Raw genomic sequence first — 13,380 nt, forward strand, 5'->3', positions numbered from 1 at the left:
TCTCCTGTTGAATTGGGTTTCCGCGGACGCAGCGAACGAGCCGCGCCGGTAGACAAAGAGGCGCAACGTGCCCCTCCGCCGCTGGATATAATCTTCTAAAGCCGGAAGGCGACAGTCTTGTAAAATTTGATTGCGCCGCCGAAACGCTCGGATGCGAAGTTGGGCGAGCCGACACTAAGGGTCACGCCAGTTCAGCTCGTCAGCCGCGCAGTGTCGAGCGTGTAGAGTTCCTGCGGCCTTTGGACGCCACGCAGGGCGTATCGACCAATACAGGCAAGTGCTCCGCGCTCAGCTTCGGGAAGCGTCGAGACGAAATCGGACGACATTAGCACGTTGAAGTCCACCGATCGGCACATCGATGCAATGCGGCTGACCTCGTTGACGGCAGGTCCGATCACTGTGAAGTCGAGTCGTTCCTGACTACCGATATTGCCGTAGAACACATCGCCGATGTGAAGGCCGATGTAGACGTCGGTCGTCGGACGCTCTTCGAGAGCCCGCTCGTCGTTCAGTGCGACGAGCTTCTCCCGCAGACCTCGCTCGGCACCGAGCGCTGAACGGCACGCGTCGGACGGCTCTTCTGCCTTGAATATCGCAAGCACACCGTCGCCGATCAGCTTCAGCACATTGCCGCCTGCCTCGTGCACAGCCGAGATCACGACGTCGCTGTATGCGTTCAGCATCGGCAGGATCTCCTCCGGCGAGGCGCTATCGGAAATCTTAGTGTAGTTCACCAGATCCGAGAACCAGAGAACGGCTGAAATCCGCTCCGACTTGCCGCGCGTGATCTTGCCCTCCAGCACCTGTCGGGCGGCGTCCTCACCAAGATAGACCTCCGCGATCGTCCGGGCGATGCGACCGAGCGCGATGCATTTGATTGCCAGCGCGAGCACCGGTACCAGCTTGCGCAGGATAACAAGGTCATGATCGGAAAAGCCCTCCGGTCGGCGCGTCGCGAAATGCGAGAAGAAACAGTCCATCTCACCGATGGTGCCGGCCTTGGCAAAGCGGTGCACCATAGCGATGAAATCAGTGTGACCATCGGCAGCCATCTTCTCAAGCATCACGAAGTCGGTCGGATCGCCAAGGCCGATGCGGCGGCGCACCTCGTTCTCGTTCCCAGCCCAAAGGTAATAGAAGGCCGACTTCTGCCAATTCTCCAGTGAGTTTCCTTCGCTGCCGGTCGGCCCGTATTCGAACTCCGTTTCGACCTCCTCCTGGCTGTCCCAGCGGAAGGCCCGGCCTTCGTGCACCGGATGCAACGTGTCCATAAGCGCCATGCCACGGTCGAGCGGAAGGCCGAACTCGCGGCAGGTGTTGCAAAAACCTGTCAGCAATTCGGCTTCCGAAGCGCCTTTGAGGCCCTGTTCCGTAAGCCATGCAGCCACAGTTCCGATGTCGCTGTATTCCATGCCACTCGTCCTCGCGTGTCAAAAATTTCTAGCCTGATTTCGCTGGCTAGGGAAAGCCAAACCTCGACAGGCCTCCTTATTCCGGGCGACACCATCTGCGTGCCGGCAGTGAAAGGCTATGAAACCGCCAGCAATTGCCTCTCGTCTGGCGGGAGGTTATTGCCTATCGTAACCACTACTCAGGGAGGAACCAAATGACCACAGACCACAGCCGTCTCGACGGCAAGATCGCGATCGTTACCGGGGGCACGCAAGGGCTTGGCAGCACCATCGCCCGCCTCTTTGCGGAGCGCGGCGCCAAGGGCATTGTCATCTGCGGCCGCAACGAAGAGAAGGGTAAGGCCAAGGCCGAGGAGATTTCCACCGCGAGCGGCACCACGGTCGTCTACGTCAAGGCAGATCTCGGCAATGTCGAAGATGCTCGCAAAGTCGTGCAAGTCTGCGACCAGACGTTCGGCCGCGTCGATGCGCTGGTGAACGCTGCCGCGATCACTGACCGGGGTACAATCCTCGACACCAGCCCGGATCTCTTCGACAGCATGTTCGCCATCAACGTTCGCGCGCCATTCTTTCTGATGCAGGAAGCGGTGAAGATCATGCGACGTGAACAGATCGAGGGAACGATCGTCAACATTGGCTCGATGTCAGCCAAGGCAGGACAGCCGTTCATCGCTGCCTATTGCGCCTCCAAGGGTGCGCTCGAGACCCTGACGAAGAACACCGCCTACGCTCTCCTGCGCAACCGCATTCGCGTCAATGGCCTCAATATTGGTTGGATGGCGTCCGAGGGCGAAGACCGCATCCAGAGGGAGTATCACGGCGCACCCGCCGACTGGCTGGAAAATGCCGCCGCCAGCCAGCCCTTTGGCCGCCTCGTCGATCCGGAAGAGGTGGCGCGCGCTGTTGCCTATCTGTCGTCAAGCGAGTCAGGCCTGATGACCGGTTCCGTCATCTGCTTCGACCAGTCAATCTGGGGTGCCTATGACGGTTCGCCGCACCCCGTCGCTGCGCTCTGAAAAAATGCCGGAGCCCGGTACTTTTTGCTGTGCCGGGCTCTGGAACGCGCTGCCGTTTACGTTTACGAAGAACGTCAAATCGCTTTGGGAGGAGCAGGCTGTGTCACAAGATGCACTCTATGACATTCGTGATGACCGTTTCCGCAGCCTGATTGCCGGCAGTGCCAGGCTGGAGGAGCTGTATTCCGGCTGCCGCTGGGCGGAGGGTCCCGTCTGGTTCTCCGACCTCAACTGCCTTCTCTGGAGCGACATTCCCAACGAGCGCATGATGCGCTGGGTACCCGATGGCAGTGTCTCCGTCTTTCGTTCCCCCTCGAATTACGTCAACGGCAACACCCGCGACCGCCAGGGACGGCTCGTCTCCTGCGAGCATGGCGGGCGTCGTGTGACGCGCACCGAGTTCGACGGCCGGATCACGGTGCTTGCCGACAGCTACCAGAGCAAACGCCTGAATTCGCCGAACGACGTGGTCGTCAAGTCGGATGGCTCCATCTGGTTCACCGACCCGAGCTACGGCATCATGTCCGACTACGAAGGACACAAGGCGGAACCCGAGCAGCAAAGCCGCAACGTCTATCGCATCGATGCCGCCACCGGCGAGATCGAAGCGGTCGTCACCGACTTCATCCAGCCCAACGGCCTCGCCTTCTCGCCGGACGAGAAGCAGCTCTACATTGCTGATTCCGGTTCTTCAGACCACGAGGTTCCCCGCCACATCCGCGTCTTCGATGTGGTCGATAGCAGAACACTTACGAACAGTCGCTTCTTCTGCTCGATCGATAACGGCATACCGGACGGCTTCCGCTTCGACGTACAGGGCAATCTGTGGAGCAGTGCTGCCGATGGCGTGCACTGCTTTGCGCCCGACAGCACGCTGCTTGGAAAGATCAAGATTCCACAGACGGTATCCAACATCGTCTTCGGAGGCCCCAAGAAAAACCGGCTGTTCATCACCGCGACGCAATCGGTGTACTCGATCTATACCACCACCAACGGTGCCCAGTACCCGTAAGAGGTTGCGGACGAACTTTGCCATCCCGCCATATCCGAAAGTCCGTGCATTGGCCCGGTAGCTGCGCCGAACCTTGAAATGCACAACACATCGAGAGAGAAACGATGTTCGAATTTTCATGCGCCTGTGAAGGGCACGACCCTGTCTCCAACGTCTTTGTCATGGGAGCCTGAGATGCGATCAGTCGTCTCCTTCAACGAATCCTGGAGCTTTCACGAAGGCTTTGGCCAGCACCTGCTGGATGCCTTCGAGGGTCATCCAACCATCAGCCTGCCGCATACCGCCGTCGAACTGCCGTTCAATTATTTTGACGAGACCAGCTATCAACGCGCTTTTACCTATCAGAAGGCACTGCGTTGGATGCCAGAGTTCGAGGGGCGTGAGGTCTCCGTGGTTTTCGATGCCGCCATGGCTGATGCCGTGGTCTATCTGAACGGTGAGGAGATCGTTGCCCACAAGGATGGCTACACGCCGTTCGAAGCCCGTTTGACCGGCAAACTCCTGAAGGGTGACAACCTTATTACCGTGAGGATCGACGGCAGCGAGAACCCTGAGATACCGCCGTTCGGCGGTCGCATCGACTACCTGACATATGCCGGCATCTATCGCGACGTGTGGCTGAAGGTGACTGATCCCGTGTCGATCCGGAACCTCAAGATCGAGACACACAATGTCCTCTCCGACGAAAAATCGGCGACTGTCCGCATCGACGTCGCCAATCCACAAGGGCTGGCCTGCGTGGGAACGATCTCCGCATCGCTCAAGGATACGGACGGACATGTACTCGCGACGGCCTCGGGCGAAACTACCGACGAGAGTATCACGCTGTCCTTCGACAACTTGACGGACATTTCGCTCTGGGACATCGCCAACCCCGTTCTCTACGAGATTGCGGTCGAGATGAAGACGAGCAACGGCTCTGACCGTGTGTCCTCTCAATTCGGTTTTCGCACGGCCGAGTTTACTCCGGAGGGCTTCCTCCTCAACGGGCGCCCGCTGAAACTGCGCGGTCTCAACCGTCATCAGGCCTTCCCCTATGTCGGTTACGCCGCCGGCCGCTCCGCACAGGAGCGTGACGCCGACATCATGAAGTCGGTCCTGAAATGCAATATCGTCCGGACCTCGCATTACCCCCAATCCAAGTGGTTCCTCGACCGGTGTGACCGGATCGGGTTGCTGGTATTCGAGGAAATCCCGGGCTGGCAGCACATCGGTGATGAGGAATGGCAGCAGGAATCGATCCGCAACGTCCGCCGCATGATCGAGCGCGACTGGAATCATCCGTCGATCATCATCTGGGGCGTTCGCATCAACGAGTCGCTCGACAGCCATGATTTCTACGTCGAGACAAACCGGCTCGCCCGCGAACTGGACCCGACGCGCCAGACGGGCGGCGTGCGCTACATCACCGACAGCGAATTGCTCGAAGACGTCTACACGATGAACGACTTCATCCTTGGCAACGAGGAGCTTCCGGGTGCCAACCGTCCACGCACGGCACTTCGCCCGCAGCAGGAAAACACGGGTCTGTCCCGCAAGGTGCCCTACATGATCACCGAGTTCGGCGGCCACATGTACCCGACCAAGATATACGACCAGGAGGCGCGGCAAGCTGAACATGTCCGCCGCCATCTGGAAGTGCTGAACGCTGCTCACGGCGATCCGGACATTGCCGGCGCGATCGGCTGGTGCATGTTCGATTACAACACCCACAAGGATTTCGGCTCCGGCGACCGTATCTGCTATCACGGCGTCATGGACATGTTCCGGGAGCCAAAATTCGCGGCCTGGGTCTACACCAGCCAATGTGACCCCGCCGACGAGATTGTGATGAAGCCGGTCACTTTCTGGGCGCGCGGCGAGCGCAACATCGGTGGCGTCCTGCCGCTGATCATCCTTACCAACTGCGACGAGATCGAACTGAAATACGGCAACCTCACCAAGCGAATCGGCCCCGACCGCGAGAATTTCCCGCACCTGCCGCACCCACCCGTGGTGCTCGACCATCGGCACTTCACGCCCGACGAACTCGGAACCTGGGGGCTCGAATGGATCGACGGCGAATTTACGGGTCTTATTGATGGCGAACCGGTCGCCAGCTTGACACTTGCCGCAGATCCCCTGCCGACATCCATGCAGGTCGTTGCAGACAGCACCAGCCTGAAAGCCCGCGAGCGCGACACGACGCGCGTGATCATCCGCGCGCTGGACCAGCAGGGGCAGCGCCTGCCCTTCATGAACGACAATATTACACTGCGCGTCGAAGGTCCTGCCAAGATCATCGGCCCGTCGTCCGTCCCGCTACAAGGCGGCACGACCGGCTTCTGGCTGGAGGCGACCGGGCTTGTCGGAAACATAACCGTGGAAGTCACCTCGCCCCGCTTCGCTCCCGTGCAACTGGACATCGTAGCCGTCTAATCGCTCGAGCAGGTGCCTACCCGACACTCGGCGGGGGACCTCCACAGCAGATACGGTTCAGGCCGGCTGCACCGAGCGGACCGTCCCGTTATTGTCGACGATGCAGGCGAACTTGCGGCCGCCGGCGTCGAGATCAACGCCGAAGGTTCCATCCGGCAACTGGCGGGATCCAATGGGCAGCACCTTGGTGCTCGTCGAGCCCGAAGCACCGGCGGCGGCGTTGGCGCAAAGGAGTTGCAAGTCCGCCGGCGCGGTCTGCAGGGTCGTGCGCGCCATGCTGTCAGGCGCTGGCGGTGTCGTTGTGTTGCAGGCACAAAGCAGCGTGGCGCTCCCCAGTGCCAACACTGCCCGGCCGCGTAAAATGCTCTTCGCAATGTTCTCAAACAAATTCCTGTCCCCCCGGAATGACGTGGTTATTTCCCTCTTCGGCTTGCGCCGGCAGTCATTCTCAAACGCCCTTGTAGAGCGCTGCCCCTTGCATGAGCACGATCACCTTGGCGCCGATCTTGATCCGCGAATGCAGGTCGGTGATGTCGTTGTTGTTCATGCGTATGCAGCCGGAGGAAACATCCAGCCCGATCGTCCACGGCTCGGCAGTCCCATGGATTCGGTAGATCGTGTCCTGGTTGCCGTCGTAAAGATAGAGCGCCCTTGCTCCCAAGGGATTTTCCGGACCGCCCGGCATGCCGGCCGCCCATTTCGCCGCGTTAGGGTCGCGGGCCACCATCTCTGCCGGCGGCGTCCAGGTCGGCCACTCGGCCGTTCGTCCAACCCGCACGATGCCCGCCCAGCCAAAGCCCTCGCGCCCTACGCCGATCCCGTAGCGGATCGCCTGGCCACCCGACTGCACGAAATAGAGAAAGTGCTGGTTTCCGTCGATGATGATCGTACCTGGAGCTTCGGCCGTACGGAAAGGCACGGTCTGCATCCGGAATGCTTCCGGCGGCTGATTGTTGCGCGCGTAATACTGGCGCGCCTTCTTCTTGTCGTAGTCGACCCATGTGCGTGTCTTGGCATCATAAATCTGCGTTTGCGCCAGCGCCGCAAGCGGCCAGAGGCAGGCGGCACCCAGCAAGGCCAAGGCCAGTTTCCGACGACCACTCAACGACGCCAGCCTCGTTTGAAGTTGGAACGGTGTCTTCATCGTTTCGCCCACCCATCGACCCGCGCTGCGTTCCCCTCGACCCATTTCTTAGCATATCCGAGGGGCGCCTGATGTTCCACTTCCAGCGCATAGCTCATTGCCGTCGCTTCCTCCGGCGAGAGATCGACCTTTTCGAGGAATGCCGCGATGTCGGGGTGTTTTTTATCGAAAGCGGTAGCGTATGCGATGTTGAAATGAGCCGCATCCCAGGCAGTTGACGCGCTCGACTTGCTGATCCAGAGCGGATCGTCACCGCTGGCGAGCTTCCACTTGGCAGCGTCATGCGGCGGTTCGGCGATGCGCACGATTTGGTGCAGATCGAAAATGAAGTGTGGCGCATAGCAGGCAAAAACCATCGGCTGATTGGTTGCGACCGCCGCATCCAGGCCCGCCATGGCAACTTCCTCTTCCGTCTCCACAAGCGTCAGGTTCTTGGCATAACCGTAGGTATTGGCCCGAACCCGCTCTATGCCGGTCGACGACCAGGCAGGAGCGCCTATCCACATTTCGCCTTTGCCGTCGCCATCGGTATCCAGAACCTTGGTCTTTTCGGGATCGCTGAGATCGGCAATCGTCTTCAGCCCCTTTTCAGCCGCGGCCGATGTCGCACAGATGCCCTGCCATGCAGGCACACTGTGTTGGCTGAGAACCACGGCGCCCTTCTCCGTCACGAACTTCTTGATCACGTCCTGGAGGTTCGGTTGCCAGACTTCGGGGTGGATATCCACCTTGCCATTCTCAAGGCCGACGAAGGCGTTGAGCGTGCCGATTTCCTGCACCTGGGCGTCAAGCCCGAACTCCTTGGCGATGGCGACCTTGAGAATATTCGCCGTCGCCTGTCCCGAGGGCCAGTTCGGCATCGCGATTAGCAAATCGGCAGACGATGCCGTTCCGCAGAGCCCGAGCGCTGCGGTAAACACAGATATGAAGAGCCTTGATGATGCCACGCACTTCGCCATGCCCTGCCCCCAAACATGCGTTGTAGGATCGAAGGAAATGCCCCGTACACTCTGGGCGCGAGGATGCATAATGCGGCAAGGTCAGTCAACCGCGTAGTTGCTAAAACAGCAACCATACATGAAGAGCAGTCCTTCAGGCCCGAAGGAGATCTTTCGCCCACGCCTTCACATGTACCGCCATTGTCGCCAGATGGTCGGCCTCCGAGAACCCGGAGATTTTCTTGCGCGGCGCAAGATCGTGATCACCGTCTTCCAGCCAGAGAATATCGATCTGCGCGGAAAGCCGATAGCTTTCGACCTCGTTTTTGGTTCCGAATTCGTCCCGTGTGCCCTGGCATATCAGCGTTGGCGTCCGCAGTTCCAGCAGGTGCGCCGTGCGCAGTTGCGCGGGCTTGGCCGGAGGGTGAAACGGATAGCCGATGCACAACAGGCCGGCAGCCGCACCGCGATCATGAAGTTCATCCGCGACCATGCTGGCGACCCGCCCGCCCATCGACTTTCCGCCGATGACGAGCGGACCGTCCGCTGCCAGTTCCATGACGGCAGCCAGGTACTCGGGAATCAATGTATCGGCCCGCGGCGGAGGCGTCCGGGCGCCCGAGACCCTGCGCCCAGCCATGTAGGCAAACTCGAAACGCGCGACACGAAACCCCGCCGCCGCGAGTGCGGCTGACACAGCCGTCATCGATTTGGAATCCATCGCGCCGCCTGCGCCATGCGCGAGCAGAATGGTTGTCTGGGCATCGACTGGCCCGATAATCAGGAATTTGCCGCTCATGGTCGAAGTCTTAAACCAACGCCCTGTGCGCCACAACGCATCGAGGTCGCCACCGACATCAATGAAGCTTCGGCATGTCAGGCAGCGCGGCGAACTTCTCGCCGATCAACTCACTCATCGCGAAAAGAACCTCCTTGCGGGAGAACCCGACGTTTTCGAAACGAGCGATGACTTCATCGAGATCAAGCTGAACTTCGACGCGGCAGGATGCTACGCGGTCTGCGGAAACGAGGAGAATTTCTTCAAGGGTCAACATCACTTCGCTCCTTTTGGTAAAGCAACCGGTGACCGCGCTAAAAGTTCCCGACGATCGGATTGCGGCTTCCACACCGTCACCTCGGAAGCAACTGCGCGGCGACATCCCGCAACACGGCGGTTATCTCCCGGAGAAGGCCGGCCATTGCGGCATTCCTGCGCCAACAGATACCCACCCGCCGGCTGGGTATGGAATCGCTGAACGTCAGCAGGTGTATATTGGCCGGCACGGGATGAAGTGTTGCGAGCTCTGGCAGAAGCGTCATTCCGACGTCGGCAGTGACCATCTGGCGGAGCGTTTCCAGACTCGTCGCGCGAAACGACGTCCGCTCGGCTGCGCCGGACAGACGACAGACATTGAGTGCCTGGTCACGCAGGCAGTGACCGTCCTCAAGCAGCATGAGGTCGTGGCCGCGAAGCTCGTGAACGGTGATAGCATTGCGCCTTGCAAGCTCATGATGGGCGGGAACCGCAAGAAGGAAGCGCTCCTCGAACAGAAATTCGGTGTTCAGCCCATCGTCGTCGATCGGCAACGCGAGAACAGCCGCGTCCAGTTTGCCGTCACGCAGGCGCGACAAAAGGCTCTCGCTTTTCTCCTCCACAAGCAACATTTCGAGATCCGGAAACTGGGTGTGGAGACGCGGAACAGCATGCGGCAAGAGATAGGGCCCAAGCGTTGGAAAGATCCCGAGGCGCAGGCTGCCTTTTTCAAGTTCCTGGCTGCGCAGTGCAGCGCTGCGCATTTCATCGATCTCGGCCATGATGCGTTGCGCCCGCTGCGCGGTATCATGCCCGAGAGGCGTCAACATTACCGACCGCGCGCCGCGCTCGATGAGCGGAGCGCCCAGGTCCGCCTCGAGCTTCCTGATCTGCATCGACAACGTCGGTTGGCTGACCAGACACGCCTCGGCGGCACGGCCGAAATGCCGGTGTTCAGCCAAGGCGATTAGATATTCCAATTCACGCAGTGTCATGATGGCCGGGAGTTCAAGCCGCCTTGACGACGTCTGTGTCGGGCGCGGTGGTGCGCACCAGGTGATCGAAGGCGGCTAGCGAAGCCTTTGCCCCCTCGCCGAGCGCGATGACGATCTGCTTGTAAGGGACAGTCGTGCAGTCGCCTGCGGCAAAGACGCCGGGGATGGAGGTCTTGCCGTAATGATCGACGATGATCTCACCGCGCGGCGAAAGCTCGACCGTACCCTTCAGCCATTCGGTATTGGGAAGAAGCCCGATCTGGACGAAGATGCCTTCCAGGCTGAGCGTGTGGCGCTGTCCGGCGACGCGATTCTCATAGATGAGCCCAGTCACCTTCTGACCATCACCCAGAACTTCGGTTGTCTTGGCCGACAACAGGATGTCGACGTTCGGCAGGCTGCGGAGCTTGCGCTGCAGCACATCATCGGCGCGGAGCGTGTTGTCAAACTCGATCAACGTTACGTGGCTGACGATATTGGCCAGGTCGATGGCAGCCTCAACGCCCGAATTGCCGCCGCCGATCACGGCAACCCGTTTTCCCTTGAACAGCGGACCGTCACAATGCGGGCAGTAAGCCACGCCCTTGTTGCGATAGTTATCCTCGCCCGGCACTCCCATTTGCCGCCAGCGTGCACCGGTCGAAAGAATAACGGTCTTCGAACGAAGGGTCGCTCCGTTTGCCAGTTCGATCGCGACCATCCCATCGCTGCCGGGCACCAGCTTCTCGGCCCGCTGCAGGTTCATGATGTCGACATCATACTCCCTGACGTGCTCTTCAAGAGAAGCCGCAAACTGCGGACCTTCGGTGTGGCGAACGGAAATGAAATTTTCGATCGCCATCGTGTCCAGCACCTGACCGCCAAAGCGCTCGGCCGCGAGACCGGTGCGGATACCCTTGCGTGCAGCATAGACCGCTGCGGCTGCGCCTGCCGGCCCGCCGCCGATGACAAGGACATCATAGGGCGCGCGCTCGTTGAGGCGAGCGGCCGCGCGGGCGGACGAGTTGGTATCGAGCTTGGCGACGATCTCCTCGACTTCCATGCGCCCCTGCGCAAAGACTTCGCCATTCAGATAGACGGTCGGCACCGACATCACCTGCCGGCGCTCCACCTCCGCCGGAAAGACGCCCCCGTCGATCGCAACATGCTTGATCCGAGGATTGAGGACCGCCATCAAGTTCAGCGCCTGAACGACATCGGGGCAATTCTGGCAGGACAGCGAGAAATAGGTCTCGAAGGTCAGATCCCCGTCCAGATCCTTGATCTGGTCAATGATCGCCCGCTCGGTACGCGGTGGGTGGCCGCCGACCTGAAGCAAGGCCAGCACAAGCGACGTGAATTCATGGCCCATTGGAACACCGGCAAACCGAAGATGGATATCCTGCCCCGGGCTGTTCATGGCAAAGGAGGGAGTGCGCTCGCCGTCGCCACGGTGTTCGGCAAGGGAAATCTTGTCGCAGAGCTCGACCAGTGTCCTCAGGAGAGCCGTCATCTCGGCCGATTTCGGGCTGTCATCGACCGAAGCCGTGATCTCGATCGGTCGCACGACCTTTTCCAGGTAGGCTTTCAGCTGGCTTTTGAGATTGTCGTCGAGCATGCGGCACTCCGTTGCAATGGCTTTGGCTACCACGAGCCTCGCAGCCCGCGATGTCGTTGCCGCCCCGCGACGAGGGGCGGCATTCGCTCTGATGTCAGATCTTGCCGACGAGGTGCAGCGACGGCGCGAGCGTCTTTTCGCCCTCTTCCCACTTCGCCGGGCAGACTTCGTTGGGGTTGGCGCGAACATATTGCGCTGCCTTGATCTTTCGCATCAGGTCAGCCGCGTTGCGGCCAATCCCTTCCGCTGTCACTTCCATCGCCTGGATCACGCCGTCCGGATCGACGACGAAGGTACCGCGGTCGGCAAGGCCTTCGCCTTCGCGCATGACTTCGAAGTTGCGGGTGATCGTGCCGGTCGGATCACCGATCATGGTGTACTCGATCTTTCCGATCGTCTCTGAACTGTCGTGCCAAGCCTTGTGGGTGAAATGCGTGTCGGTGGATACCGAATAGACCTCGACACCGAGACGCTGCAGTTCGCCATAGTGGTCGGCAACATCGCCGAGTTCAGTCGGGCATACGAAGGTGAAATCAGCCGGGTAGAAGAAGAAGACAGCCCATTTGCCCTTGGTATCGGCGTCGGTCACTTCAATGAACTTACCCTGCTTGAAGGCCTGCGCTTTGAACGGCTTGATGGTGCTATTGATGAGGGACATTAAGGCTCCTGTAAAATTGCTGCAAAGCGAAGTAGCGCTTTCGCGGCGCAACATAAACAGGTGCTCACCATAAATAAAATAGATAACTTATCGAATTTCGATAGGCACTGCCTATCGGATTCACGGTGCCTTGCTCACATCTTAAACCGATCGGTTGACAATTGGCGGGCGACGGCTATATTAAACCACATGGTTGATCATTCAACACAGCTCGACGCGGTTTTTCACGCCCTTTCCGATCCGACACGACGGGCCATGCTTGGCCACCTGGCGGAACGCGAACGGACAATCGGAGAATTGGCAACGCCGTTCAGCATGAGTTTTGCTGGCGCATCCAAGCATGTGCGCGTGCTGGAACGCGCCGGGCTGGTCACGCGCATAATCCGCGGCCGCACGCATTTGTGCAGCCTGCGGGCGGCGCAACTGGCGGAAGCCGATGCCTGGCTGAAGCACTACGAGCGTTTCTGGAACAGCAAGCTCGACACGCTGGAAACCCTCCTGCGTGAAGAGGACAGGACGAAAGAAGAGAAGGCAGTACCAACAAACGAGAAGGACTAGCACGATGGATACCGCAGCAGAATCCTACGCCCGCGGCAAAACCGCGGAACCATATGGTACCATGCTCGCGCCGGAGACGGTGAGAATCGAACGTCTTCTTCCCGGCCCGATAGAACGGGTATGGTCATACCTCACGGACTCGGACAAGCGGGCCAAATGGTTCGCCGGTGGGCCGATGGAGCTTCGGCAAGGCGGCGCAGTTTCGCTCACCTTCCGCAACAGCGACCTGTCGGATGGCGAGACGCACCCGGACAGCGTCTGTTCCGCAGATGGGGTCGACCATGTGATGACGGGAGTGATCACCAAATGCGAGCCACCGCGCCTGTTGTCTTTCAACTGGAGCGCCGACGGAACCGGAACGGACACCACCTTCGAGCTTTCGCAGGAAGGTCCCGATACACGGCTTGTCGTCACGCATCGCCGCATCCCCAACCGCATGCAGTTGGTCAACATGAGTGCCGGATGGCACGTCCATATTGGAATCCTGATCGACCTCCTTTCGGAAACAACGCCACGCCGCTTCTGGCCCGAGCAGATCAGGCTCATGAAGGTCTACCAGGCGCGCTTCGCCGAGTAGGCACCAGAATAGCTCTGCCTTC

General features: G+C 59.9%; 14 protein-coding genes. 5 read left to right on the plus strand and 9 right to left on the minus strand.

The window, feature by feature from the left end:
- Nucleotides 1-191: 191 nt before the first annotated feature.
- Nucleotides 192-1,412 (minus strand): adenylate/guanylate cyclase domain-containing protein, encoded by a 1,221-nt coding sequence (locus ASC90_RS22960; protein ID WP_056545609.1) that lies wholly within the window; start codon nt 1,410-1,412, stop codon nt 192-194.
- Between the two features lie 194 nt (nt 1,413-1,606).
- Here ASC90_RS22960 and ASC90_RS22965 point away from each other — a divergent pair, with 194 nt between their 5' ends.
- The 3 genes from ASC90_RS22965 to ASC90_RS22975 all read left to right on the plus strand — a co-directional run bounded on the left by ASC90_RS22965 (nt 1,607) and on the right by ASC90_RS22975 (nt 5,858).
- Nucleotides 1,607-2,428 carry an SDR family oxidoreductase gene (locus ASC90_RS22965; RefSeq protein WP_056545611.1) on the plus strand — a complete coding sequence of 274 codons (822 nt, stop codon included), beginning with the start codon at nt 1,607-1,609 and terminating at the stop codon, nt 2,426-2,428.
- Nucleotides 2,429-2,528: 100 nt separating this feature from the next.
- Nucleotides 2,529-3,440, plus strand: a complete 912-nt coding sequence (locus ASC90_RS22970) for an SMP-30/gluconolactonase/LRE family protein (RefSeq protein ID WP_056545808.1) — start codon at nt 2,529-2,531, stop codon at nt 3,438-3,440.
- Nucleotides 3,441-3,614: 174 nt separating this feature from the next.
- Nucleotides 3,615-5,858, plus strand: coding sequence for a glycoside hydrolase family 2 TIM barrel-domain containing protein (locus ASC90_RS22975; protein ID WP_056545613.1), 2,244 nt, complete (start codon nt 3,615-3,617; stop codon nt 5,856-5,858).
- A gap of 57 nt (nt 5,859-5,915) precedes the next feature.
- Here the strand turns inward: ASC90_RS22975 and ASC90_RS22980 are convergent, their stop codons facing one another.
- The 8 genes from ASC90_RS22980 to ahpC all read right to left on the minus strand — a co-directional run bounded on the left by ASC90_RS22980 (nt 5,916) and on the right by ahpC (nt 12,223).
- Nucleotides 5,916-6,245: a hypothetical protein gene (locus ASC90_RS22980; protein ID WP_056545615.1), complete on the minus strand. Its 330-nt coding sequence runs from the start codon at nt 6,243-6,245 to the stop codon at nt 5,916-5,918.
- A 61-nt stretch (nt 6,246-6,306) separates the two neighbouring features.
- The gene (locus ASC90_RS22985; protein ID WP_056545621.1) at nt 6,307-7,002 is read right to left on the minus strand and encodes a L,D-transpeptidase; all 696 of its coding nucleotides are present in this window, start codon (nt 7,000-7,002) and stop codon (nt 6,307-6,309) included.
- Nucleotides 6,999-7,862 (minus strand): glycine betaine ABC transporter substrate-binding protein, encoded by an 864-nt coding sequence (locus ASC90_RS22990; RefSeq protein ID WP_244480438.1) that lies wholly within the window; start codon nt 7,860-7,862, stop codon nt 6,999-7,001. Before ASC90_RS22990 ends, ASC90_RS22985 begins: the two co-directional genes overlap by 4 nt.
- A gap of 232 nt (nt 7,863-8,094) precedes the next feature.
- Nucleotides 8,095-8,739 (minus strand): alpha/beta family hydrolase, encoded by a 645-nt coding sequence (locus ASC90_RS22995; protein WP_056545623.1) that lies wholly within the window; start codon nt 8,737-8,739, stop codon nt 8,095-8,097.
- Between the two features lie 58 nt (nt 8,740-8,797).
- Nucleotides 8,798-8,995: a hypothetical protein gene (locus ASC90_RS23000; RefSeq protein ID WP_056545624.1), complete on the minus strand. Its 198-nt coding sequence runs from the start codon at nt 8,993-8,995 to the stop codon at nt 8,798-8,800.
- 76 nt (nt 8,996-9,071) lie between these two features.
- Complete coding sequence (locus ASC90_RS23005; protein ID WP_056545625.1) at nt 9,072-9,968, minus strand: LysR substrate-binding domain-containing protein; 897 nt, start codon at nt 9,966-9,968, stop codon at nt 9,072-9,074.
- 13 nt (nt 9,969-9,981) lie between these two features.
- Nucleotides 9,982-11,565: an alkyl hydroperoxide reductase subunit F gene (gene ahpF, locus ASC90_RS23010; RefSeq protein WP_056545627.1), complete on the minus strand. Its 1,584-nt coding sequence runs from the start codon at nt 11,563-11,565 to the stop codon at nt 9,982-9,984.
- Between the two features lie 94 nt (nt 11,566-11,659).
- Complete coding sequence (gene ahpC, locus ASC90_RS23015) at nt 11,660-12,223, minus strand: alkyl hydroperoxide reductase subunit C (protein ID WP_056545629.1); 564 nt, start codon at nt 12,221-12,223, stop codon at nt 11,660-11,662.
- A gap of 189 nt (nt 12,224-12,412) precedes the next feature.
- Between ahpC and ASC90_RS23020 the strand changes: the two genes are divergently transcribed.
- Both ASC90_RS23020 and ASC90_RS23025 read left to right on the plus strand, forming a co-directional pair.
- Nucleotides 12,413-12,781, plus strand: a complete 369-nt coding sequence (locus ASC90_RS23020) for a metalloregulator ArsR/SmtB family transcription factor (protein ID WP_156393090.1) — start codon at nt 12,413-12,415, stop codon at nt 12,779-12,781.
- A gap of 4 nt (nt 12,782-12,785) precedes the next feature.
- Nucleotides 12,786-13,358 (plus strand): SRPBCC family protein, encoded by a 573-nt coding sequence (locus ASC90_RS23025; RefSeq protein ID WP_056545631.1) that lies wholly within the window; start codon nt 12,786-12,788, stop codon nt 13,356-13,358.
- Nucleotides 13,359-13,380 lie beyond the last annotated feature (22 nt).

Source organism: Rhizobium sp. Root1220, assembly GCF_001426265.1.
Lineage (GTDB): Bacteria > Pseudomonadota > Alphaproteobacteria > Rhizobiales > Rhizobiaceae > Rhizobium.

What these genes read in the sequence shown, in the direction of transcription:
- ASC90_RS22960 (WP_056545609.1), bottom strand. Translation starts at nt 1,412, where the DNA reads ATGGAATACAGCGACATCGGAACTGTGGCTGCATGGCTTACGGAACAG.
- ASC90_RS22965 (WP_056545611.1), top strand. Translation starts at nt 1,607, where the DNA reads ATGACCACAGACCACAGCCGTCTCGACGGCAAGATCGCGATCGTTACC.
- ASC90_RS22975 (WP_056545613.1), top strand. Translation starts at nt 3,615, where the DNA reads ATGCGATCAGTCGTCTCCTTCAACGAATCCTGGAGCTTTCACGAAGGC.
- ASC90_RS22985 (WP_056545621.1), bottom strand. Translation starts at nt 7,002, where the DNA reads ATGAAGACACCGTTCCAACTTCAAACGAGGCTGGCGTCGTTGAGTGGT.
- ASC90_RS22990 (WP_244480438.1), bottom strand. Translation starts at nt 7,862, where the DNA reads ATGCCGAACTGGCCCTCGGGACAGGCGACGGCGAATATTCTCAAGGTC.
- ASC90_RS22995 (WP_056545623.1), bottom strand. Translation starts at nt 8,739, where the DNA reads ATGAGCGGCAAATTCCTGATTATCGGGCCAGTCGATGCCCAGACAACC.
- ASC90_RS23000 (WP_056545624.1), bottom strand. Translation starts at nt 8,995, where the DNA reads ATGTTGACCCTTGAAGAAATTCTCCTCGTTTCCGCAGACCGCGTAGCA.
- ASC90_RS23005 (WP_056545625.1), bottom strand. Translation starts at nt 9,968, where the DNA reads ATGACACTGCGTGAATTGGAATATCTAATCGCCTTGGCTGAACACCGG.
- ahpF (WP_056545627.1), bottom strand. Translation starts at nt 11,565, where the DNA reads ATGCTCGACGACAATCTCAAAAGCCAGCTGAAAGCCTACCTGGAAAAG.
- ahpC (WP_056545629.1), bottom strand. Translation starts at nt 12,223, where the DNA reads ATGTCCCTCATCAATAGCACCATCAAGCCGTTCAAAGCGCAGGCCTTC.
- ASC90_RS23020 (WP_156393090.1), top strand. Translation starts at nt 12,413, where the DNA reads ATGGTTGATCATTCAACACAGCTCGACGCGGTTTTTCACGCCCTTTCC.
- ASC90_RS23025 (WP_056545631.1), top strand. Translation starts at nt 12,786, where the DNA reads ATGGATACCGCAGCAGAATCCTACGCCCGCGGCAAAACCGCGGAACCA.